The organism is Gilliamella apis (genome assembly GCF_002142155.1).
In the GTDB taxonomy this organism is placed as follows: Bacteria; Pseudomonadota; Gammaproteobacteria; order Enterobacterales; family Orbaceae; genus Gilliamella; species Gilliamella apis.
Map to the genome: position 1 here is coordinate 53487 of NZ_NASD01000008.1, position 23999 is coordinate 77485.

The 23999-nt window shown below is 34.3% G+C and carries 21 protein-coding genes and 1 riboswitch; of the genes, 13 read left to right on the top strand and 8 right to left on the bottom strand.

The features are described 5' to 3' along the window. Positions 1-5: 5 nt before the first annotated feature. Complete coding sequence (locus tag B6C84_RS05450; RefSeq protein ID WP_065578382.1) at positions 6-1148, bottom strand: iron-containing alcohol dehydrogenase; 1143 nt, start codon at positions 1146-1148, stop codon at positions 6-8. Between the two features lie 219 nt (positions 1149-1367). On the opposite strand from B6C84_RS05450, the gene B6C84_RS05455 reads away from it, so the two are divergent. From B6C84_RS05455 to B6C84_RS05490, 8 genes are all read left to right on the top strand, one after another. Continuing rightward, on the top strand, positions 1368-2273 hold the full coding sequence (locus B6C84_RS05455) for a dihydrodipicolinate synthase family protein (RefSeq protein WP_065578383.1): 906 nt from the start codon (positions 1368-1370) through the stop codon (positions 2271-2273). Positions 2274-2306: 33 nt separating this feature from the next. Further along, positions 2307-3827, top strand: coding sequence for a UxaA family hydrolase (locus B6C84_RS05460; protein WP_065578384.1), 1521 nt, complete (start codon positions 2307-2309; stop codon positions 3825-3827). Positions 3828-3872: 45 nt separating this feature from the next. Continuing rightward, complete coding sequence (locus B6C84_RS05465) at positions 3873-5171, top strand: nickel pincer cofactor-dependent isomerase, group 22 (RefSeq protein WP_086320874.1); 1299 nt, start codon at positions 3873-3875, stop codon at positions 5169-5171. Between the two features lie 75 nt (positions 5172-5246). Next, on the top strand, positions 5247-6524 hold the full coding sequence (locus B6C84_RS05470; protein ID WP_086320873.1) for an MFS transporter: 1278 nt from the start codon (positions 5247-5249) through the stop codon (positions 6522-6524). 127 nt (positions 6525-6651) lie between these two features. Beyond that, positions 6652-7953 carry a nickel pincer cofactor biosynthesis protein LarC gene (gene larC, locus B6C84_RS05475; RefSeq protein WP_086320872.1) on the top strand — a complete coding sequence of 434 codons (1302 nt, stop codon included), beginning with the start codon at positions 6652-6654 and terminating at the stop codon, positions 7951-7953. Continuing rightward, positions 7950-8771 (top strand): ATP-dependent sacrificial sulfur transferase LarE, encoded by an 822-nt coding sequence (gene larE, locus B6C84_RS05480; RefSeq protein WP_086320871.1) that lies wholly within the window; start codon positions 7950-7952, stop codon positions 8769-8771. Before larC ends, larE begins: the two co-directional genes overlap by 4 nt. A gap of 24 nt (positions 8772-8795) precedes the next feature. After that, on the top strand, positions 8796-9473 hold the full coding sequence (gene larB, locus B6C84_RS05485; RefSeq protein WP_065578388.1) for a nickel pincer cofactor biosynthesis protein LarB: 678 nt from the start codon (positions 8796-8798) through the stop codon (positions 9471-9473). A gap of 16 nt (positions 9474-9489) precedes the next feature. Next, entirely contained in the window at positions 9490-10266 is a 777-nt protein-coding gene (locus B6C84_RS05490) for a class I SAM-dependent methyltransferase (RefSeq protein WP_086320870.1), read from the top strand. Between the two features lie 107 nt (positions 10267-10373). On the opposite strand, the gene metA is transcribed toward B6C84_RS05490, so the two are convergent. The 6 genes from metA to rne form a co-directional block, all read right to left on the bottom strand. Then, a complete protein-coding gene (metA, locus tag B6C84_RS05495) occupies positions 10374-11306 on the bottom strand; it encodes a homoserine O-acetyltransferase MetA (RefSeq protein WP_065651708.1) in 933 nt (310 codons plus the stop codon). A 188-nt stretch (positions 11307-11494) separates the two neighbouring features. Next, a complete protein-coding gene (locus tag B6C84_RS05500) occupies positions 11495-12307 on the bottom strand; it encodes a peptide ABC transporter ATP-binding protein (RefSeq protein ID WP_086320869.1) in 813 nt (270 codons plus the stop codon). 21 nt (positions 12308-12328) lie between these two features. Beyond that, positions 12329-13318, bottom strand: coding sequence for a putrescine export ABC transporter ATP-binding protein SapD (gene sapD, locus B6C84_RS05505; protein WP_086320868.1), 990 nt, complete (start codon positions 13316-13318; stop codon positions 12329-12331). A gap of 2 nt (positions 13319-13320) precedes the next feature. Then, a complete protein-coding gene (locus B6C84_RS05510; RefSeq protein WP_086320867.1) occupies positions 13321-14181 on the bottom strand; it encodes an ABC transporter permease subunit in 861 nt (286 codons plus the stop codon). Continuing rightward, complete coding sequence (locus tag B6C84_RS05515) at positions 14174-15103, bottom strand: ABC transporter permease subunit (RefSeq protein ID WP_086320866.1); 930 nt, start codon at positions 15101-15103, stop codon at positions 14174-14176. Before B6C84_RS05515 ends, B6C84_RS05510 begins: the two co-directional genes overlap by 8 nt. A gap of 68 nt (positions 15104-15171) precedes the next feature. After that, complete coding sequence (gene rne / locus B6C84_RS05520) at positions 15172-17856, bottom strand: ribonuclease E (RefSeq protein WP_086320865.1); 2685 nt, start codon at positions 17854-17856, stop codon at positions 15172-15174. 740 nt (positions 17857-18596) lie between these two features. Between rne and syd the strand changes: the two genes are divergently transcribed. The 5 genes from syd (at position 18597) to gluQRS (ending at position 22695) form a co-directional block, all read left to right on the top strand. Further along, on the top strand, positions 18597-19130 hold the full coding sequence (gene syd, locus B6C84_RS05525; RefSeq protein ID WP_086320864.1) for a SecY-interacting protein: 534 nt from the start codon (positions 18597-18599) through the stop codon (positions 19128-19130). 129 nt (positions 19131-19259) lie between these two features. Continuing rightward, positions 19260-20435 carry an amino acid aminotransferase gene (locus B6C84_RS05530; protein WP_086320863.1) on the top strand — a complete coding sequence of 392 codons (1176 nt, stop codon included), beginning with the start codon at positions 19260-19262 and terminating at the stop codon, positions 20433-20435. Between the two features lie 257 nt (positions 20436-20692). Continuing rightward, the gene (gene folK, locus B6C84_RS05535) at positions 20693-21178 is read left to right on the top strand and encodes a 2-amino-4-hydroxy-6-hydroxymethyldihydropteridine diphosphokinase (RefSeq protein WP_065614637.1); all 486 of its coding nucleotides are present in this window, start codon (positions 20693-20695) and stop codon (positions 21176-21178) included. A 135-nt stretch (positions 21179-21313) separates the two neighbouring features. Further along, positions 21314-21769 (top strand): RNA polymerase-binding protein DksA, encoded by a 456-nt coding sequence (gene dksA, locus B6C84_RS05540; RefSeq protein ID WP_065614638.1) that lies wholly within the window; start codon positions 21314-21316, stop codon positions 21767-21769. Between the two features lie 35 nt (positions 21770-21804). After that, positions 21805-22695 carry a tRNA glutamyl-Q(34) synthetase GluQRS gene (gluQRS, locus tag B6C84_RS05545; RefSeq protein WP_086320862.1) on the top strand — a complete coding sequence of 297 codons (891 nt, stop codon included), beginning with the start codon at positions 21805-21807 and terminating at the stop codon, positions 22693-22695. Here gluQRS and moaA read toward each other — a convergent pair. Continuing rightward, positions 22675-23649, bottom strand: coding sequence for a GTP 3',8-cyclase MoaA (moaA, locus tag B6C84_RS05550; RefSeq protein WP_065578418.1), 975 nt, complete (start codon positions 23647-23649; stop codon positions 22675-22677). The two genes, gluQRS and moaA, sit on opposite strands and share 21 nt — an antisense overlap. Further along, positions 23646-23771: riboswitch (molybdenum cofactor riboswitch) on the bottom strand. (Overlaps the previous gene by 4 nt.) Positions 23772-23999 lie beyond the last annotated feature (228 nt).

The window sequence follows — 23999 nt, forward strand, 5'->3', positions numbered from 1 at the left end:
AACTGCTACGCTATTTTCTTAAATAACTCAATCAGTTTTTGTTTATCAAAAAATACTGGATTTGCTCCGGCACAAGCATCTTTCATCGAATTTTCAGCCAATAATTCAAAATCTGGATTATCAACACCAATTTCTTTTAAAGATTTAGGGATACCTACCTCTTGTGCCAAATCTTTAATTCGTTTTATCACATAATCAACACACTCTTGATCCGTTTTATTTTTAGTATCTAATCCGATTGTTTCTGCGATAACTCTAAATTTTTCTGGCGCATGTTTAGCATTTTCTTCTTCAACTACCGATAATAACATTGCATTACATACCCCATGAGGTAAATCATAAAGACCACCTAGTTGATGAGCCATAGCATGAACATTACCCAGACCGGCATTGCTAAATGCAATTCCATTTAAAAAACAGGCATAACTCATCTGTTCTCTTGCTTCGATATCGTTACCATTTTTAACCGCTCGAGCTAAATACTTAAAAGTTTGACCAATCGCATATAATGCGGTTGAATCAGTAACATCCATCGCTCCTTTAGCAACTACAGCTTCAATAGCATGAGTTAATGCATCCATACCTGTTGCCGCAGTTAAATTGGCTGGTTTAGAAATCATTAAATCAGGATCACTAACTGTTATTGACGCCAATGTATTTGGATCCACCATAATCATTTTCACGTGTCTACTTTCATCAGTAATCACGTAATTGATGGTAACTTCGGCAGAGGTACCAGCAGTTGTTGCTATTGCCACAATTGGTAAACATTTATGTTTACTTTTATGCATCCCTTCATAGTCAGTAATTTTACCGCCATTCGTCGCCAACACAGCAACAGCTTTACCACAATCTTGTGGCGATCCACCACCAATTGAGACAATAAAATCACATTTAGATTCTTGACATAATTTTAGTGCATTTTCAACATTAGTAACGGTTGGATTTGGTTTTACATCGTAAAAAATAACCGATTCAATCCCCTCTTTTGCCAATATATCTACTACTCTATCTACAGTACCATTACCCACTAAAAACTTATCACTAACAACGAATGCTTTTCGGCAATTTAGTTTTTTAACCGGTACACCTAATTCAGATAAACATCCTTTACCCAATAGATTAACCGGTGGAATGTAATAAATCATATTTACCTCTTAATTAATAACATTAAAAAATTCCCACAAAAAGAACTATATTTCATTATACGGAAAAAACCAATTACAAAAAAAATTATTTTTGACAATGAGAGGATGATCACAAAATTAATTTTCTTTTGAATTAATACATTGCAATTCTAGATTTTTTTACCAATAATTTGTTCCAATTTAAGAAACAATGTTCTACATCATGAACAAGGAGAAAAAATGAATTTAGAAAAATTTAAAGGTATATTCCCTCCAGTCCCTACTATCGTTAATAAAAAAGGGGAACTAGATAAAAAAGGAATGGGCAAATTATTAGATCATCTCATCGATAACGAAGCTGATGGTGTTTTAATTCTAGGTAGTGGTGGTGAGTTCTGCCATATGCCACCTAAGTTGCGATATGAAGTTGCTGAATTTGCGGTAAAACATATCAATAAACGCATTCCGGTGATGATTGGAATATCCAGTCCAAGTACCAAAGAAACTATTCAATATGGTCAGCATGCAGCACAAATAGGCGCAGATGCCGTTTTAGTGGTTAATCCATATTATGCTTTATTGAATAGTGATGCCATTTATCACCATTATAAAACTGTCGCTGAAAATCTTGATATACCAGTACTACTTTACAATTTCCCGGCATTAACCGGCCAAGATATTGGTATTGATGTTATTACTCGATTAGCCAAGGATCAACCAAATATTATTGGTTTGAAAGACACCATTGATAACATAAGCCATACCCGAGAAGTTATCAACAGAGTTCACGCCTTCCGTCCAGATTTTATTATCTTCAGTGGATTTGATGAATATATGTTAGACACTCTTATTCTTGGTGGACACGGTGGTATTCCTGCAACCTTTAATTTTGCACCAAAAATTACTAAAGGAATTTATAAAGCTTTTGTTAAAAAAGATTATGAAAAAGCATTTAAATTACAACGTCAATTAGCAAAATTAATGCCTGTCTATGCAATTGAATCTCCATTCTTTGGCGTAATCAAACAAGCAATAAAACTGTCCGGTGTCGATATTTCAACAGAAGTTTTAGCTCCAGTAATGCCATTAACTTCCGATAAAAAGAAAGTTCTAAAAAAATTATTATCCGATTCAAAGATTTTATAAAAATTTATTACTAATTAGTTTTAGGAGCAAATTATGAGCGAAGTATCTAAAGTAATCATACTTCATCCCAATGATGATGTTGCCATAGCTCGTTTTCCTGTATCCAAAGGATACATCATTCAAGAAGCAAATGTTTCTGTACTTTCAGATATAAAAGAAGGACATAAAATAGCGCTTCACAATATCGAAAAAGATCAACCAATTAAACGTTATAATCAAATTATAGGTTATGCAATTTGTGATATTCAAGCTGGAGAACATATCCATTTACATAATCTAAAAATGGGTGATTATGGGCACGAATATGACTTTTGTGCAGATAAACAAGAAACACCAATGGCTAGTGAAAAAAGGACTTTCATGGGCTATAAGCGTAAAAACGGCCAAATAGCAACCCGTAACTATATTGGCATACTAACATCCGTCAACTGTAGTGCAACAGTTGCACGTCGCCTTGAAGATCACTTTAAAGCTAAAGGATTAGCTGATTATCCCAATATAGATGGAATCGTAGCCCTACCTCAAAGTTTTGGTTGTGCCATGGATATGAAAGGTGATTTGATGAAGATGATGCAACGCACAATGAGCGGTTATGCAAATCATCCTAACTTTGCCGGTATTCTAATAATTGGCCTTGGTTGTGAATCAAATCAAATCAAAGATCTTATTCAAGTGAAAGGTTTAAATGAAGGTCCTATGCTACAACATATGACTATTCAAGAAACAGGTGGATCACAAAAAACTTTCGATAAGGGCGTAACTATTATTGAAAGCATGTTAAATGAAGCAAATCAATACACCAGAGAAGAAGTACCTGCATCAGAATTAGTTTTAGCACTTGAATGTGGTGGTTCTGATAGTTACTCAGGCATTTCTGCTAACCCTGCACTTGGCGTAGCTGTTGATTTACTCGTACAGCAAGGAGGTACAGCAATACTCGCCGAAACCCCTGAAATTTATGGTGCTGAATATATACTTACTCGCCGAGCAACTTCCAAAGAAGTAGGTGAAAAACTAATTAATCGAATTTTATGGTGGGAGGATTATGCCAAAAGATGTCACGCAGAATTAAATAATAATCCATCCGCAGGCAATAAAGAAGGAGGATTAACGACCATTCTTGAAAAATCACTTGGTGCGATTTGTAAAGCAGGAAGTACTAATCTTATTGATGTATATGAATATGCAGAACCAGTAACCGCAAAAGGATTGGTATTTATGGATACCCCTGGATATGACGCATTTGCATGTACAGGCCAAATTGCTGGTGGAGCCAATATTATGTGTTTTACAACAGGAAGGGGATCTGCATATGGTTCAAAACCAACCCCATGCATAAAAATCGCATCCAATAATTTTCTATGGCGTCGCCAAGAGGAAGATATGGATATTAATTGTGGTGATGTAGCTGATGGACAAGAAACATTAGAGCAAGCAGGTAAGCGAATATTTGAAACAATCTTAGCTGTTGCTTCTGGTGAAAAGACTAAAAGTGAAAAATTTGGATACGGCTCACTTGAATTCGTCCCATGGCAGCCCGGTGCAATTATGTAATATTTTGTTTTAAATCTTAATTATATTACAAATAAGGAGAAAACTATGTCATTTGTTGATGAATTACTTAATGATGTAAAAATACCTAGGATGGTAAGAGTTAAGCAACACTTTGAGTCACCCAATGAAATTCAAGATATTGATGCTAAAGTTCACGCTGAATTTTCGAAGCCAGAAATCAAAAATTTAATAAAAAAAGACATGTCCATTGCAGTTGGTCTCGGTAGTAGAGGTATTGCCAAAATACACTTAATTGCAAGAGCGGTGATTAATGAGTTAAAAGCACTAGGAGCTAAACCTTATGGTGTTCCAGCTATGGGTAGTCATGGAGGAGCTACTGCTGAAGGACAAATTCATGTTCTAGAAAAATTAGGCATGACAGAAGAATTTTTAGGATGTGAAATTCGCTCTTCAATGGAAACAATAAAAGTTGGACAGTTACCTAATGGGCTTGAAGTATTAATGGATAAAAATGCCATGCAAGCTGATGGTATTATTTGTATTAATCGCATAAAAGCACATAACGCATTTACTGCACCAATTGAAAGTGGAATTATAAAAATGCTTTCAATTGGTTTTGCTAAACAAAAAGGTGCGGATTCTTGCCATACTTATGGATTTGGTTGTATGGCAAATAATATTGTCGAGATGGCAAAAGTAAAAATAGCCAATACACCTTTCTTATTCGGAATCGGAACAATTGAAAACGCCTATGATCAAGTCGTTGATATCGAAGCTATTCCTGCCAATAAACTTGAAGAACGTGAAAAAATATTGTTATCAAAATCTAAAAGCTATTTCCCGAAAGTGATGTTTGATAATGTCGATGTTTGTATTGTTGATCTAATGGGAAAAATTTATTCTGGTGGAGGCATGGATTGTCATGTAACAGGCAGAGCTTGTACACCATTTATGCAACCGATTGCCACAATCCGTCCTGACCGAATAGTAGTTTTAGATCTACATGAAAAAAGTGGCGGAAATGCTACCGGAATGGGATTTGCGGATTTTTCAACTCAACGTTTGTTAGATAAAGTAGATTTTCCTGAAACTTATCCAAATGTACTAACCTCTCGATTAAGCCAAGACGGCTATGTACCAGTAATATTAGCTAATGATAAACAAGCCATGCAAGCAGCTATTAAGACATGCATTATTTTAGATGGACGAAAAGAAGCACGCATTATCAGAATAGCTAATACATTACATATTGATGAGTTTTATATTTCAGAAAATATGCTTGAAGATGCAAAGTCAAATCCACAAATCGAGATTCTAACTAAACCTGAATACATATCTTTCGATGACAATAACAATGTAACTGATATAGGTATTGGCATGTAAATATGTGATTAATAATAGCTAAGAATTATTAAAAATTTAAATTATAGTCTTCAATTGAAGGCTAGGGAGTTCTCTATGAGTAATATTAACTTATTATCGGTAATAAAAAAAACAAAAATTCGATTAATTCCATTTATGTTAATACTTTATGTTTTAGCATTTTTAGATCGTTCAAATATTGGTTTTGCCAAAGAAAGTTACCAAATTGACATTGGATTAAGTAATGAAGCTTATGCATTAGGAGCAGGATTATTTTTTGTAGTATATGCATTTTTAGGTGCACCAGCAAACTTATGTCTAAAGAAATTTGGTGCCAGAAATTGGATTGGTGTAACTACATTGGCTTGGGGTGTTTTATCAGCAGGAATGGGATTTGCTGATTCAGAAGTTAAATTCTTAACAATCAGGGTATTACTTGGTGTTACTGAAGCTGGTTTCTTTCCAGGTATGATCTATTTAACATCACAATGGTTCCCTCAAGCAAATCGTGCCGCCGTGATGGGCTTATTTTATATGGGTGCGCCATTAGCTATGGCATTCGGTTCACCGCTTTCTGGTGCTCTTTTAGAACTTCATGGATTTTTAAACCATCCGGGATGGTTTTGGATGTTTATAATTGAAGGTGCACTTGCAATTATTGCAGGTATTTGGACATTCTTCTATTTAGATGATACCCCTGAAACAGCAAGATTCTTATCTGCCGAAGAAAAACAATTGCTGGCAAATCAAATGCAATCAGAAGAAAACAACAAAAAAGCAGCTTCAGCTAAACTTATGGATGCCTTAAAAAATCCAAGAATATGGCACTTTGCTATTATTTATGGCTGCATTCAATGTGGTGTATATGGTCTTATCTTCTTTTTACCAAGCCAAGTTGCTAGCATTATGGGAAGTAAAGTTAACTTCATGACATCTTTAGTTACAACATTACCATGGTTATGCGCATTATTAGGTACATTTTTTATACCTAGATATTCAGATAAAGTTCAAGAAAGACGTAATACCTGTGCAACAACATTATTAGTCGGTGGACTGGCATTGGGATTATCGGCTTATGTTGGAGCTGTACCTGCTATTATTGCGCTATGTATCGCGGGTACTGCTTATTTCGCCTGCCAACCTATTTTCTGGATTATGCCTTCATCAATTTTAACTGGTAATGCTCTAGCTGCAGGTATTGGTTTTGTTAATATGTTTGGTGCATTATTTAGTTTTGGCGCACCTATTTTAAGGCAACATTCTGAAAATATCGTCGGTACTCCTGCTGCCGGTTTATTATCAATTGGCATTGTGGTAATAATTGGTTCTATCCTTATTTTTGTGCTACCAAAAAATGTGGGTACAAATGATTAGGTTATAACAGAAAAATAACCAATAAATTAAGTAATATACAGATTAAATAACTAGTATAACGAATACAATGTATTTAGAATAAATTTTAAGTACATTGTATTTTAGGAAAATTTTAAAAGGTTAAATAATGCATATTCATCTGGACATCGTTGGAGGAATAGCTGGAGATATGTTCTGTTCAGCAATGCTAGATGCATTTCCTGAACTAGAATCCCCATTACGGGCATTTTTATCTCCTTTAGCTATTTTTAGATCATATCAATTAGAAATCAAAACAACACGACAAAAAGAGATTGTAGGTAAACAGTTTGTTGTTTTAAAAAATAATCAGGCAATTGATGATTCTCAACATCTGATATTAAAACCTTTAAAAACACAAGCTCACTTTGTAGCTAAAAATACACAAACAAATAATCATGAACACTATGCATGGCAAGATATATTAGTGAAGTTAAATCAAATTAAAGCACATGATAAAACTTACCAATGTGCAAAAGAGATTTATATGATTCTTGCTCAAGCTGAGAGCGAAATACACGGCATTGATTTACAAAATATAGCTCTACATGAAGTAGGTGCCGACGATGCCATAATCGATATAATTACAGCTGCATTTCTAATCACCCATAGCAATGTATCAAGTTGGTCTTGTTCTGCACTACCTTGGGGACAAGGTTCGATAAAATGTGCACATGGAACCTTACCCGTTCCGGCGCCAGCTATATTAAAGATACTAACAAATTTTCAATGGATTCATGATGATGAAATTGGTGAACGCATCACTCCAACAGGAGCTGCCATTCTTGCTTGGCTAATGAAGCACAATTCAAGCTTCTTAAATGGTTCATTTGTTAAAAGTGGTTATGGTTGCGGACAGCGAACTTTTAAACAAAAACCAAATATTTTAAGAGCCAATGTTTTTACAACACAATCACAAGCTAATTTAGAACAAGATAGTATTTTTATTATTCAATGTGATATTGATGATATGACATCTGAAAGCCTTGCAATAGCAGAAGATAAATTAAGAATATTATCTGGTGTTATTGATTTAGTTAGTCTACAAATAAAAGGCAAGAAAGGACGTTGGATGAACCGAATAGAGATATTATGTTTATCAGAACAATTGACCAATATCTGCCATCAATTATTTACAGAAACCAGTACATTAGGTGTTAGATATTGGCCGATTAATCGTTTCAAACTTTCAAGAGAGCATATCACGTTAAATATAGACCAACAACAATGGCCAGTGAAAGTCGCTACTCGCCCTAATCATAATTACACAGCGAAATTAGAATCTGACAAATTAAAATTAATAGATAAATCATATGCTGAATGCCAAATAATCAAATATAAAATTGAGCAAACAGCCTTAAAAAATCTTAGTCAAAAATTAAATGATCATGAAAAGGATATCAAATCATGACAACTTTAGATATTGAATCAACCGTTTTATCACTAACAAAGTGGTTTCAAACAATCAAAACATGCACAATTGCGACAAGTGGTGGCATTGATAGTATGTTACTTGCTTATATAGCCAATAAGACTATAGGAAAAGAAGCTCTAATTGCTCATTCAACGTCAGTTTCTGTTCCTATTTTAGATGCTAATCGTATCCGAGATTATGCTAACAAATATTGTTGGCATGTAGAATTTATTGATACTGGAGAATTAAATAATGAATCTTATAGAAATAATCCCGTCAATCGCTGTTATTACTGTAAAAGCTGTCTATTTGAAAAATTGAAAAAACTAAACCATGGAGTTTTGATAACCGGAACAAATCTAGATGATTTAGGTGATTATCGACCAGGACTAATAGCAGCAAAAGAACAAAATGTAAGACAACCCTATGTTGAACTAAACATTGATAAAGCAATGATAAGGAAAATAGCTAATTATTTTCAACTTCATGATTTAAAAGATATTCCAGCATCACCTTGTTTATCAAGTCGTATTGAAACAGGTGTTAAAATTGATATTAATCATCTACAAACAATTGATAAAATAGAAAATATTATTCGTTTAGAATTAAAAGTATCTTTGGTTAGATTTAGGATACGCAATGATAAAGTCGTACTTGAATTAGAACCTCATATTGTTGAACAGTTAACAAATTCTCAAAGAGATCTCATTATCAATAAAATAAAAATTATCATTACTCCACTAGCTATTCCACATGATATCCAGATATCAACTTATGAAAAAGGAAGTGCGTTTATTGGCGTTAAAAATAATTGATTATATTTCAAAGGAGCAATAAAAATGAAATCCTCTGATATTATTATGGATTTTGAACGGAGCCAAAGATGTGGTATTTCAGAAGCCGTGTTTAGCCAATATAAAACAGTTACACAACTTGAAAAGATCTTATCTATTGCTGAACAAAACCAAACATCACTACTATTCACTCATTTATCTTATGAAAAATATAATAATTTAAATAACTATTGGCAAAAACAAATCAAGTATCATGAAATTAGTCAATGCGCTATATTTGCTAAACGAGAATCAGTCAATGAAAAAGAACAAACTCATATAGCTATCGTCTCTGCTGGTTCGTCTGATGCTTCAGTGTGTGAAGAAACACTAATTACCTTAAATTACCATGGCATAAAAGCAGATTTATATCAGGATATAGGTGTTGCAGGATTATGGCGTCTACAACAACAACTTCCTAACTTGCAAAAATACAGCATTATTATTGCTATTGCAGGTATGGAAGCGGCATTACCTACTGTTTTAGCTGGCCTTATTGATACTCCTATTATTGCTGTACCTACATCAGTTGGCTATGGCGTAGCTACTGGAGGTCATGTTGCTCTCAATGCCTGCTTATCAAGTTGCACAGGAGGAATCATGACAATGAATATTGATAATGGTTATGGGGCTGCGTGTGCTGCAATAAAAATTTATAAAAAAATAATTAAAAATGTAAAATAAAAAGCGAGAAGAATAAGTGATATTAGCAAATAATATTGATGATAATATTTTGAGAGATCTTATTATCTATTGGGCAAGCCGAGCAAAAGAGTACAGCCAAACTAATCAAGATGAACTGGCTACTGAAAAAAAAATTATCTGGCAAGAGTTAATTTTGCGTCATGCTCCGCAAAAAGAGAAATTACGCGTATTGGATATAGGTACTGGTCCCGGTTTTTTAGCTATCACGTTAGCGTTAGCCGGACATGAGGTAACTGCTGTAGATGCTACTGAAGAAATGATAAATCAAGCAAAAAACAATGCAATACAATACCAAGTAAAGGTTAATTTTGTTTTATCAGATGTTCATTGCTTACCATTCCAAGACAATAGTTTTGATTTAATTATATTGCGTAATGTAACGTGGAATTTGAGTAATCCAACTTTAGCATATCAAGAATGGTTTAGAGTGTTAAATACTAAAGGTAAATTACTTAATTTTGATGCCAATTGGTATCTATTTCTTTTTAATAAAAATCTTTATTCACAATATATGCAAGATAGACAAAATACCATGGAATATGGCATTGAGGATCATTATCGACAAACCGATACACTAGAGATGGAACGAATAGCGAAATTACTACCATTAAGTAAGGAAATTAGACCTGAATGGGATAGGAGTATTTTACAATCAATTGGTTATAAAAATATTCGTATTGAAAACGATATATCAAAAGTTGTTTGGGATGAAATTGAACAAATTAATTACCATTCAACTCCAATGTTCTTAATAGTAGCCGAAAAGGAATAAAATAGTTTTCCCATAAAATCTAGTCATTACTAAATTTGACCAAGAAAATGGTCAAATTTAGATTAATTATTTATATTACAACGTAAAATAACTGATATATATAATTTTTAATCATCAATCGTCAAATTACGAGTCGTTAAATCAAATGGCGTTAATTGATAAACGTAATAGTTGAGCCAATTACTAAATAGTAAATAAGCATGACTTCGCCATGTTGCTTTCGGAGTTAAATTAGGATTATTTTCTGGGAAATAATTAAAAGGGATTTCAGGGTTTATACCTGCTTTCAAGTCACGATAATACTCATTAGCCAAAGTAAATGAATCATATTCTGGATGCCCAGTAACAAACGCCATTCGTTTATCAGCGGTTGCCATTAAGTATGGGCCAGTTATATCTGATTCAGCTAAAATATTTAAATCGGTATAGTTTTTAATTTTATCAATTGGAAAATCAGCATTACGAGAGTGTGGAGCTAAAAACGTATCATCAAAGCCTCGGGTTAAAATAGCATTTGGCTGCAAGATTTGGTGTTGATAAACACCGGATAACTTTTGTGAACGAGTGAATTTAGGTAAATCATATAAAACATTTAATGCTGCTTGCACCCCCCAACAAACAAACATGGTTGAGGTTACATGATCTTTCGCCCAAGTAATAATTTCAGCTAACTTAGGCCAATACACAACATCTGAAAAAGCGACTTTACCTAATGGCGCTCCAGTAATAATAAGTCCATCAAAATTCTGTTCACGAATATCATCAAAATCACAATAAAAGCTATTCAAATGTTCTATTGGCGTATTTTTGGATTCACGTTGATCTATTCTTAATAACTGAATATTCACCTGTAAAGATGAGTTAGAAAGTAACCGCAAAAATTGATTTTCAGTCTCTATTTTTTTCGGCATCAAATTTAAGAAAAGAAGCTTAAGTGGGCGAATTTCTTGAGTATTAGCACGCGTTGAAGTCATTACAAATACATTTTCATTACGAAGAACATCAACTGCCGGTAATGAATCAGGAATACATATAGGCATAACAAAAGCTCCTAACAATAATAAATTATCTTCTATAACATTGAAAAACGGACGTCTAGAAATCTATATAGCTAAATATAGAGCGTTTTAAAAAATTTGTCGAGTATTTATTGGAAAATAAATAGAATATTTTAAACAAAATCAGAATAATAACTAAGTTATTTGGTTTATTCTGCTGCAAAATAAAACTAAAAAGCTCGAGTATCTGTCCGCCAAGTATCGGCTGTTAATGCTTCACCAAAATAACTATTTATAAGTTTTTGAGTAATATCACTTAGTGGCGAAGCTAAAACTTCGGCAGTATTACCATATTCAACCAATTCACCATTATGCATAACGATAATTTGGTCACTAATATGTTTCATCATGCCAATATCTTGTGTGACATAGACATAAGATATATTTTGTTCTTGTTGTAGCGACAGCATCAAATTAACAATTTGTGAACGCATTGAGATATCTAAAGCCGCTAAAGCTTCATCAAGAATAATCACTTTTGGTTTTAAAATTAAAGCTCTAGCTAACGCAACGCGTTGTTTTTGCCCGGCAGCCATCACAGATGGATAATAAGAGGCGTGTTCCGGCAATAAACCTACTTGTTTTAAAACATCATTGATTAATTTTTCCCGTTCATGACTGCTATAATTGGCATTGCGTTTAAGTGGAATTTCAAGCAATTGGCCAATACGCAGCCGTGGATCAAATGAACTTTCAACATGTTGGAATATCATTCGAATCAGTTGAGAACGATGGCCAAAATCGCCATATTCTACTTTGTTACCATCAATCCAAATATCGCCACTATCTGGTTTAATCATACCAACCAGCATTTTAGCTAATGTCGATTTTCCGGAACCATTTTGTCCAATTATGGCTAACGTTTTCCCTTCATTTAGCGAAAACGACAAGGGTTTAACGGCATCAATTTGTAAATGACCAAAGAGTCCTTTAGGGATTTTAAATCGCTTTGATAAATTTCGGACTTTTAATATTGGGTTCATTAACTATTCCTATATCTCAAACTACTCATCAGTATTTAATGGAAAATGACAGGCTACCGAATGATCTTTGATTGGGATAAGTTCTGGTGCTTGTATACATTTTTTTTGTGCATAAGGACAACGAGGCCCCAATCGACAACCAATGGGTAAATGTTCCAATGATGGAATAACGCCAGGTAAGGTATTTAAAGGGCTTTTATGAGGCATCGCTTTACCAAAATCAGGAATAGCATAAATCAATGCCTGAGTATAAGGGTGATAAGGTGATTTAATCAAATCTTCACTATCAGCAACCTCAACAGTTTGTCCGCAATATAGGACATTGATACGATCAGTCCAGCGAGTAACCATTTGCAAATCATGGCTAATCAATAAAATAGTTGTCCCCATATTTTGATTCATACTCGCAAGCAAACGAAATATTTGCGCTTCGGTGGTTGCTTCCATGGCATTGGTTGGTTCATCGGCAATAAGTAATTTAGGTTGATTAGCTAATGCTATAGCGATCATCACTTTTTGACATTCGCCTTCCGTTAATTCAAATGGGTATGATTTAAGTATTTCTTTATGATCTTTAATCCCAACACGATGTAGTAACTCAATCGCGCGATGCTTACGCCAAAATAGTCGTTGCCACCAATGTCCTTTAAATGTTCTTCGCGGAATAGCCTCAATTAACTGTTGGCCAATTTTCATAGATGGATCTAAACAAGATTGTGGCTCTTGGAATACCATGGATATATTATCACTAATCACTTTTCGTCGTTGTTTCGGTGTCAACTTCAATAAATCAACATCATTAAAATAGAAGCGATCAGCAGAAATCTTCCAATTATGGTTATTCACACCTAATATCGCTTTAGCAATTAAACTTTTACCTGAACCTGATTCACCAACTAGACCTCGAATTTCACCTTCTGATAGTTTTAAATTGACGCGATCAATCGCCCGTAGCAGGCCATCAGGAGTAATAAACTCTATAGTTAAATTACGAATGTCTAATAGTGCCATGATTAATGCCCTACTCGCTGACCATATAACCCAAAATTGAATAAGTAAACCAAAATAATTGTAACAGAGACGGCGATTCCTGGAGCTAAAAAGGCCAATAAATTAACATCCATTATGTCTTTCATCTTAAACATCATCATGCCTAAATCAGGTCGAGAAAAATCATTCGCAAAGCCTAAAAACGTAATGGTTGTGATAGCTAAAATAACCGAACCAAATAATGACACTATCTCGGTCAAATAAACCGGTAGGATATTAGGTACAATATAATGATTTAAAATAGAAAATGAAGATAAACCATCAAGTCGATAAGCGGTGATGTAGGTTTTATTCCATTCTTTAATAACACGTTGATGGATATTATAAATAAATCTTGGCGCATAAGATAAACCAATGATCACTAAGATATTGGTAATATCATCTTCTAATAGCAAACTAATTACAATCACACCCAATAATGGTGGCACCACCATAAAGAATCTAAAGATAAATAAGATAAACGGTCGAATAAATGCGACAAAAAACATCAAATAATTAATCACACCACTAATGATAATGACATAAAAAACCGCTTTTAATGTCATTGAGATAGTTGACCGATAGCCGATCAATAAAAAATCGAAAATATCTTGTCCCTGAGCCGTTGTTCCTAATATATGATTGATATCACCAGTCGGCCACCAAGCGGGAGGCAAAGAAGCGACATATACTGGATTTAAATGAGCATGAAAAAACCATTTAGTCGATAATGCAATAAAAGCAATTGCTAAAATCCCATAAAAGCTGACAATCAGATATAAATTGCTATGAAGTCGATGAAAGCACGAATTTATTCGCTTACCTAACTGAATTATCCTAGACATAATGTTCCTTATGACGTAATGGATAAATAGCAATAGCCGTTATCTCACCTAATAAAGTTAATAAGCTAATTACTGTTCCACAAGCAAGGATTGCTATCGAAATAATAAAATAATTATGATTACGATAAGCCAACATAACCCATTGGCCAAGACCAACACGGTTAAACAAGATTTCAATCACCATCGTTGAAAATAATAGAGTCGTTGTATTATATGTCAATTGTGGGATTGTCGCCGGAATTGAATTTGGTAATAAATGTCGACGTAAAATCTTAAATGGTGAGCGCTCGCGTATAATTGCCATTTTAATATAGTTTTGCCTTGAGGTATTTTTAACATTTTCACTGACTAATTGAATAGTCATAATGCTTGGTTGAATCGCTAAAATGATTGTTGGCAAAAGTAAATAATGTAGTTGATCCATAATTGCCGGTAATTTGTCTGTTCGCGATGAAAGAATAATATCTAATAAAGAACTTCCCGTTACTGATATTGATATATCGAAGTTCATTGATATTGGCAATGTTGATGAAAGATAAAACATCACTAATGCTGCTAACATAACAATCGGACAGGAATAAAAGATTAAACAACCTAATCGAATTGTGGTATTTAGCCAATTTATATTACTTAAACCAAGAAAAATTCCTAACGGAATACCAATAAATAACGCAACAAGTAACGCTAAAATACAAAGCTCAAATGTCGTTAATAACGTATCGAAAAAAGGAACGGTTTCACCAGATATTAACTTAAATTGACCTTGCAATAGTTGCTTAAAAAAAGCGCTATATGCATCAATAAAAGTTAAATCACTAAAAATAGATTGAGGAACAAAATAAACCAGACAAAAGCTGATCTGGGCAAGTACGCAGATAATAAATAAAAACGTCACTATTTTTTTTAAAATATAGATAATCATTGTTTATCTTTATCGCTTTTATGAGTTAAGAATAACGGTGACATTTGTCACCGTTATTTATCTATACACTACTCAGGTATAACCGGTTTACTTGCAGCTGCATAAGCGTGATCTTGTGCACTTAAGCCACCCGCGTTACCTTTACCTTCATAATGATAATCTAACTCTTCTCGAGTTTTTATCCCACTATTAGATTCTACATAATCTGGAGCAGGAGCCTTTGTCATCACTGATGAAGAATAACCAGCAGTCGTTTCTGTTGCAGGCATAGTGACGACTTCATCTGTCTGCGGTTTATTTTCTTGAACATCAATATCAGCTTGAGAGCTTGTTGCTGCTACTTTTGGTTGTTGTGGTTTTCGGTCACTAACAACCGCTTTTTCAGAACTATTAGTATTCACCTCATCTTTAATTACGATTGGTAATAAAAGTGAAGGAATGACTGGTACAGCGTTATTTGGTTGTTCACTATTCACTTGACTATAATCAACCGCTACCCGACCTAATGCTAGCTCTAAAGACGCAGCAGCAAATGACAACGGCACTGGCGACTGTTTTAGTTCAGTATTTTTACCACGACGTTTGGTACGCGGTGTATTCATACGCAAATGTCGAGATGTGCGTCGTTGACGTTTTGGTTGTGATTCGCCAACAGCTTTATTTTCACCTGTTTCTGGAACAATAATTGGTAACAATAAAGAAGGGATCACAATACGCTCTTGTTCGTTCTGAACTGGCGCATCACTATTTTTGACCCGAACACTCTTAGTTAAGTTTCGTGGTTGTCTGCGTGGCTTAGCTTCTTTTTGTTTTGGTTGTGCAGTCTCATTAACTACTTTATCTGCCTTGATATTATTCGTTGTATTGGTGTTGCCATTGTTATTTTGTTTGCTACGACGATTGTTACGTGTCGGCTCTTTAACTTCTTCAGTAGTTGTATTATTTGCTGCAGCTGCCGCATTATTGTTACGATTATTACGTTGACGTCGATTATTTGAACGTTGATTGTCTCGTCGTCTATTTTGCTGAGGCTTAACTTCAGGTTTTGGAGCCTCTTTTTCAGTAACAAATAGTTGGCGAATCTTTTTAAACAATCCACTAAATAAACCTGTTGATTTTTCAACTTTCTTCGGCTCAGCTTTTGCTTTTGGCGCTTTGCTTGCTTCTACTTTAGGGCCAGATAATACTGCTTCTTCTACTACCAATTCAGTAACTTGATCTTCTTCCTCTTCTTCAAGCTCACGAATCAACTTAGGTAAATTGTAGCTTAATACATCGGTCTCTTCACCACGACGTTTACGGATGACTTTATAAAGCGGTGTTTCCATCTCTTCATCACCAGCAATAACGATTTTAACATCTGGATGCATTCTTTCGATATTGGTAATGGCTCGACGTTTTTCATTAAGCAAATAACTTGCAATTGGCACTGGCACAATCACATCAATCTGCACGGTATTATCTTTCATCGCTTCTTCTTGAATTAAACGAAGAATTGATAGTGATAATGAATTATTATCACGAACCGTACCTGTTCCTTGGCAACGAGGACAAATATGGTGAGTAGCTTCACGCAACGAAGGGCTTAAACGTTGGCGAGACATCTCAAGTAGACCAAAACGAGAAATACGTGTAGTTTGAATTCTTGCTCGGTCAGTTTTCATCGCTTCTTTCAAGCGATTTTCAACTTCACGCTGATTACGGATTGGCGTCATATCGATAAAATCGATCACAATTAAACCACCTAAATCACGCAAGCGTAATTGACGAGCAATCTCTTCCGCTGCTTCAAGGTTAGTATTAAATGCAGTCTCTTCAATATCGCTACCACGGATAGATTTCGCTGAGTTGATATCAATAGCGGTTAATGCTTCGGTCGCATCAATAACAATAGAGCCACCAGATGGTAATCGAACTTCACGCTGGAATGCTGATTCAATCTGCCCTTCAATTTGGAAATGGTTAAATAATGGTACATCACCCTCATAAAGTTTTAAGCGACTAACATACTCAACTCGGCCTAAATCAGCTAATCGTTTTTTAGCAATTTCAAGCACTTTTGGATTATCAATGAGAATATCACCAACATCATCACGGAGGTAATCACGGAATGCGCGAGTAATAATATCGCTTTCTTTATGGATTAGACTTGGCGCTGGATGATTTTTAGATTCATTTTGAATCGCAGTCCAATAATTGACCAAAGCATTCAAATCCTGTTGCAACTCTTCTTGGCTTTTACCAACACCAGCGGTTCTAGCAATAACGCCCATACCTTTTGGCTTTTCCAACGCATCAATAATACGCTTGAGATCAGCACGCTCTTCACCTTCAATTCGACGAGAAACACCACCGGCTCTAGGATCATTTGGCATTAAAACTAAATAGCTACCAGCTAAACTAATATAAGTCGTTAAAGCGGCACCTTTTTTACCACGAATTTCTTTTTCTATTTGAATAAGAACTTCTTGGCCTTCTTGTAAATGTTTAATACTACGACGACCAGAGATATTGGAAGGGAAATAGCTTTCAGCAATCTCTTTTAGAGGTAAAAAACCATCTCTTTCACCACCGTAAGAGACAAATGCAGCTTCTAAACTAGGATTGATTTTAGTGATTTTGCCTTTATAAATATTGGCTTTTTTTTGTTCGTGACCAAGGCTTTCGATATCTAAATCATACAAGCGTTGGCCATCAACAAGGGCAACACGCAGCTCTTCTTGCTGGGTTGCGTTGATTAGCATTCTTTTCATTATTCTACACTCTTCATTAATCTAAATTAACTGTAGGTAGAACTTTATTATTAACAATAACCGCTTATTTTAACAATGATAAACAATAGTACTTACTTAAATATTTTTTATACCGTATTCATTATTTTATTTGTGTTATTTTTGTTATTATTTTATGTGAAATCAGTATAACTTATCCAACATCAATACACTTTTTAGAGGTAATATTACATTCAAAACACCTATACACTTTTTGAACACCACTAAATATACAATTATTGATATTATTTCAATGATGAGTTTGCAAATTCTATTTTTCTACAATTTAACAAACCACTAAATCTTTATATGATTGTTTAAAATAAACATATTAATTAATTATAATAATTCTACTTACGCTATTTTATTTTGACAAACTGTAATGTCTAACGCCATTGCTGCATTACATGGATAAAATATCCATGTCTATTATTCACGTTTCAGCAACGGATAGCAAGCAAATTAAACTGACTATTTTATAAACAATTTAATGCTGGTTTTGTACTACCTTAAAATTAGACTGAAAATACAATAAAAAAAAGCTTTGATCACTAATTTTTCATCATTTAATTGTCGATAAATTCGGCAAATTTTTTACATCGATTTATAACGCATTTATGAATTTAAAAACTTAACTTTAACAATTGTGTATATGTCAATTTAATCCGTATAATATTAGACAACTATCGATTATAAAATAAACTATGAGATAATATTTAGTTATGGAAGCGCCTGAAAAAGTAGCATTGCTTGATTTTACCCAGCGTTGGATCGCTCAATTTGAACATGCACCACAAAGTGAAGAATTACATGGTTTACCCTCGCCTTGCATTATCAAAACTGAAAATCTAGTCGTTTATTGGCAACCTTTTTTACTTAATCCACCAAGAGATTTAACCATCGCAGAACAAGTTATTAACATCAGAATCCACCCAAGTGCACATATATTTTACGGCACACAATATGCTGCAAATCTGACAGCAAAATTTGCTGACGTTAATTTAATTTTGTTACAAGCGTGGAATGATGATGACTTTTCAAATTTAGAAAAAAATTTAATTGCTCACCTATCGCAACAAAAAAAATTAAAGCGAACGCCGACCATTTTTATCGCCTCAACCAATGAAGATACTGAAATCGTCGCATTAAATAATTTGACAGGCGAAGTGGTTAAAGAAGATTTAATAACTGGGCAATTGACAACATTATCATCTAATTTAGCAACATTTCTTGAAAAACTTATCGTTATAGCATAATAATTAGCTTTCGATAATTACTAAGCAGTGGTAAAAATGAGGCTCAACCACATTGTGGTTTACAAATTGTAACTTGCCAAACAATGTGTATATAATGCAATAAGTGTCACTTAAAGAAATAGGTAACTTATGTTTGAATATTTATTAGCAGCACCGGCAGATCCTATTTTAGGTTTAGCGGATCTCTACAACAAGGATGAACGCACTAACAAAATTAATTTAAGTGTAGGTGTTTATAAAGATGAGACCACCAAAACACCTATTTTAGAAAGTGTAAAAAAAGCTGAACATCTATTGCTAGATGATGAAACCACAAAAAGCTATTTACCCATTGATGGTGTTAATTCATTTAATATTGCTACTCAAATCTTACTATTCGGTAGTGAAAATCAACGAGCGAGAACTGCACAAGCCCCTGGCGGAACCGGTGCATTACGCATTATGGCAGATTTTTTATCTCGCCGTACGAAAATAAAACGAGTATGGATAAGCAATCCATCGTGGCCTAATCATCGCAGCGTTTTTCAAACTGCGGGATTAGAAGTTCGCGAATACCGTTATTATGATGCTCAAACTCGAAGCCTAGATTTTGATGGTTTAATGAGTGATTTAAATCAAGTTGTCGCCGGCGAAGCCGTGCTATTTCATGGTTGCTGCCATAACCCTACTGGTATCGATCCGACTCCAGAACAATGGCAAGCGATTTCAGAGTTAGCCTTAAAAAATGGTTGGTTACCACTATTTGACCTCGCTTATCAAGGGTTTGGCCAAGGTATAGAAGAAGACGTATATGGACTTAGATTGTTTGCGAATAATCAACCTGAACTACTAATCGCTAGCTCTTACTCAAAAAATTTCGGTCTATATAATGAGCGTGTTGGTGCATTCACTTTAATTGCTGCGGATAGCGAAATTGCCGATCGGGCATTTAGTCAAGTCAAAACCATTATCAGAGCCAACTACTCTAATCCTCCAGCCCATGGTGCTAAGATTGTCTCTTATATATTAAACAATGCTGAATTAAAAGAAGAGTGGATTGATGAATTAACAGGCATGCGTCAACGTATTCATCGTATGCGCCAACTATTTGTGAAAACTTTACAAGATAAAGGTGCCAACCAAGATTTTAGTTTTATTGCCAAACAAAATGGTATGTTTTCATTTAGTGGTTTAACTGAAGAACAAGTACTTAAATTGCGTAATGATTATGGTATTTATATTGTTAATTCAGGACGAATCAATGTCGCCGGAATGACTATCGATAATATGTCTAGACTTTGTGAATCAATTGTCGAAGTTTTATAGTATAAACTAAAATAACGTATATTCTTCATAATTGGATGTGTTTATGGTTAAATTGAACCAAATTCACATCCAGTTTTTAGTAAAAATATCATAGAAAAATAACAATAAATAGATAGTTATAAAACTCAAAAAAAACGGCTCCTCAATTTTTTTCAAAAATTTAATTGAAACATTATTCTATTTCCTTTATTAGTTACTAACTTGTTTATATGTTAAAATATCACTATGTTTTAACATCACCTCAATTGAATCTAATTATGTCAATTTGTTATATTGCCTTAGGCAGTAATCTTAACGATCCATTAGAACAAACTAATCAAGCTATTGCAGCCTTAAAACAATTACCGGAAACAGTTGTTTCTGATATTTCACCGTTTTATCGTAGCAAACCATTGGGACCACAAGATCAAAATGATTATCTCAATGCAGTCATAAAATTAACCACATCTCTAACACCAATAGCACTATTAGATCATTTACAAGCCATTGAGAAGTCACAAGGTAGAGTCCGTAAAGAAAATCGTTGGGGAGCAAGAACATTAGATTTAGATATATTGTTATATGATGACTTAGTTATAGATACAGAAAGGCTTACCATACCACACTATCATATGAAAAAGAGAGAATTTGTACTTTATCCTTTATTTGATATTTCACCTGATCTGATATTACCTGATAACGATAAGCTGTTTAATTTATTAACAAAATGTCCCATGAATGGATTAGAAAAATGGCATGAATAATTAATCTTATTAATAACATATAGTTGTAAATTTTTATGGTCTTAATGCCAAAAAAATAATAAAAAAAATTTGCCAAAGGCTAAATTATTGCTATAGTTTACCGCTCGCAAATAATCTGTACTTAAGGGGATTGCTGTGAAAAAGGGACAAAAAGTAAATACATCTTCTCTTAGCCTACTTGCTATTGCAGGGCTTGAGCCTTATAAAGAGGCAAAAGGTGAGGAGTACATGAATCCTAAGCAATTAAAACATTTCAAACTTATCTTAGAAGCATGGCTGTCACAGTTACAAGGTGAAATGGGTAAAACAGTTTCTCACATGCAAGATGAGGCTGCAAATTTCCCAGATCCGGCTGACCGCGCTACTCAAGAAGAAGAGTTTAGCTTAGAATTAAGAGCGCGTGACAGAGAACGCAAATTGATCAAAAAAATTGAAAAGACATTAAAGAAAATTGAAACCGATGATTTTGGTTTTTGTGAATCATGTGGTGTTGAAATTGGTATTCGTCGTTTAGAAGCAAGACCGACAGCTGATTTATGTATCGATTGTAAAACATTAGCTGAACTTCGTGAAAAACAAATGGGTATATAATTTCCATTTAAACCGTTGTTTTATTCAATACGCCCATGCAATATATTGGTCGTTTTGCCCCCTCACCATCTGGACCATTACATTTTGGTTCTTTGGTGACGGCTCTCGGTAGTTACTTACAAGCCAAAGCCAATTTTGGTAAGTGGCTTGTTCGCATTGAAGATATTGACCCACCACGGCAAGTCAAAGGCGCCGCATCGTTAATATTAAAAACCTTAGAGGCTTTCGAGCTGTATTGGGATGACCAAGTTTTATATCAATCAAATTGTAGTGAGCGTTATCGAGCCGTACTACAATCACTTATTACTCAGCAAAAAGCTTATTATTGTGATTGTACCAGACAAAGGATCCATAATCTTAGCAATGGGATATATGATGGCTTTTGTCGTGAGCGACATTTAGCATCCACTAGCCAACAGCAATGTGCTATTCGATTAAAGCAAAGTCAGCCAGTTTTTTCTTTCGATGATAAAATTCGTGGTCAACAAACTATTGATTCCGCTAATGCTTTAGAGGATTTTATTATTCATCGTAAAGATGGTCTATTTGCTTATAATTTAGTTGTAGTATTGGATGATAATTATCAAGGAATAACTGAAATTGTTCGCGGTGCAGATCTACTGCCGGTGACCGCTAAACAAATTTCGCTTTATCGATTATTTAATTTTACTATCCCCAATTACTGCCATTTACCATTGGCTTTAGATAGTCATGGTAATAAACTGTCAAAACAGAACCATGCTAGCCCGATTGATAGTAAAAAAGCGAATTTATTAACCGCACAAGCATTACAGTTTTTAGGTCAACAATTACCGGAAAGCTGGCAAGATGCCTCACAAACACAGTTATTAGATTGGGCAATCACTCACTGGAAAATTAACCAAGTACCGAAACAAAACCAAGTGTTAACCACCGATATAAGATAAATTAGGAGAGATGCCTAGATTATGCTCATGTAATAAATGTTTTTCCGGTTTTATTAATAGCGAAGCTAACACTCGTGCCTTAAGTTGTGCTTTCTGTTCTGGACTGCTTAGCAAATCTCGTAAATCAACTGCGGCATCACCAAACAGGCAATAATGAAGTTTACCAAGCGATGAAACTCGTAACCGGTTGCAACTTTTACAAAAATCCTGCGAATAAGGCATAATTAGACCAATTTTACCTTTATAATCACTATGAGCATAAACTTTAGCAGGACCAGATAATGCCTCTTTTGCTTGTAACTGCCAACCTTGTTCAATAAGTTGAGACTCCATCGCTTGACCAGCTAAATGATAGTGATTAAATAACTGACGGCTTTCGGTTGTCTCCATCAGTTCAATAAAACGTAATTCTACTGGTCGGTGTTTAATCCAAGCTAAATAATCATTCAGATGATCATTCATATTTTTCATTAGAACAGTATTAATTTTAACTTTCTCAATACCAACATCTAATGATTTTTCAACTCCTTGCATTAACTCTTGCAGTTTATCTTGGCCAGTTATTCGTTTAAAAATATAAGGAGAAAAACTATCAATACTAATATTAATAGCATTAAGCCCAGCTTGTTGCCAATAATGGACATTTTTTAATAATCGTGAGCCATTGGTGGTAATTGCCAATTGTTTAATACTTGGATAAGCCGAAATAATCGACAAAATATCCATAAAATCTCGACGTAAAGTCGGTTCGCCGCCAGTTAAGCGAATTTTGTGCACACCAAGTTCGGTAAATGTTGATATGACATTATCAATTTCATTTAACGATAAAAATTTATGATCTTTATTAGGTCGATACCCATTAGGTAAACAATACTGACATTGAAAGTTACATAGTTCAGTAATTGATAAACGCAAATATTGAAAGCGACGCTGATAATTATCGACTAATTGCATATATGTTATAAACACCTTATCCAAATCGGGAAGCATAGCCATTTCTGCGCTATACCGCGGCTAAATTACCATATGAATAATATTATCACTTAGGCAAAGTAGCTTCAGAGTTTGGTTTAGTCTAGCATAGCGTTTATTTTTTGACTATGAACAATTATTTAATATCAATCTAATAAAAAACAATTTATTTTTAACTAACATCCAATATGGTTATTACTATACTCAGTAGCGATAACGCTAAGTTAATCAGGTAATGTCCTTGTTTAGCTGACTGACTCTACCCATAAGTAAAAAAATCTGTTTTCATTGATGACACACTTATTTAATAACTAAAATTGCGATAATTTTTT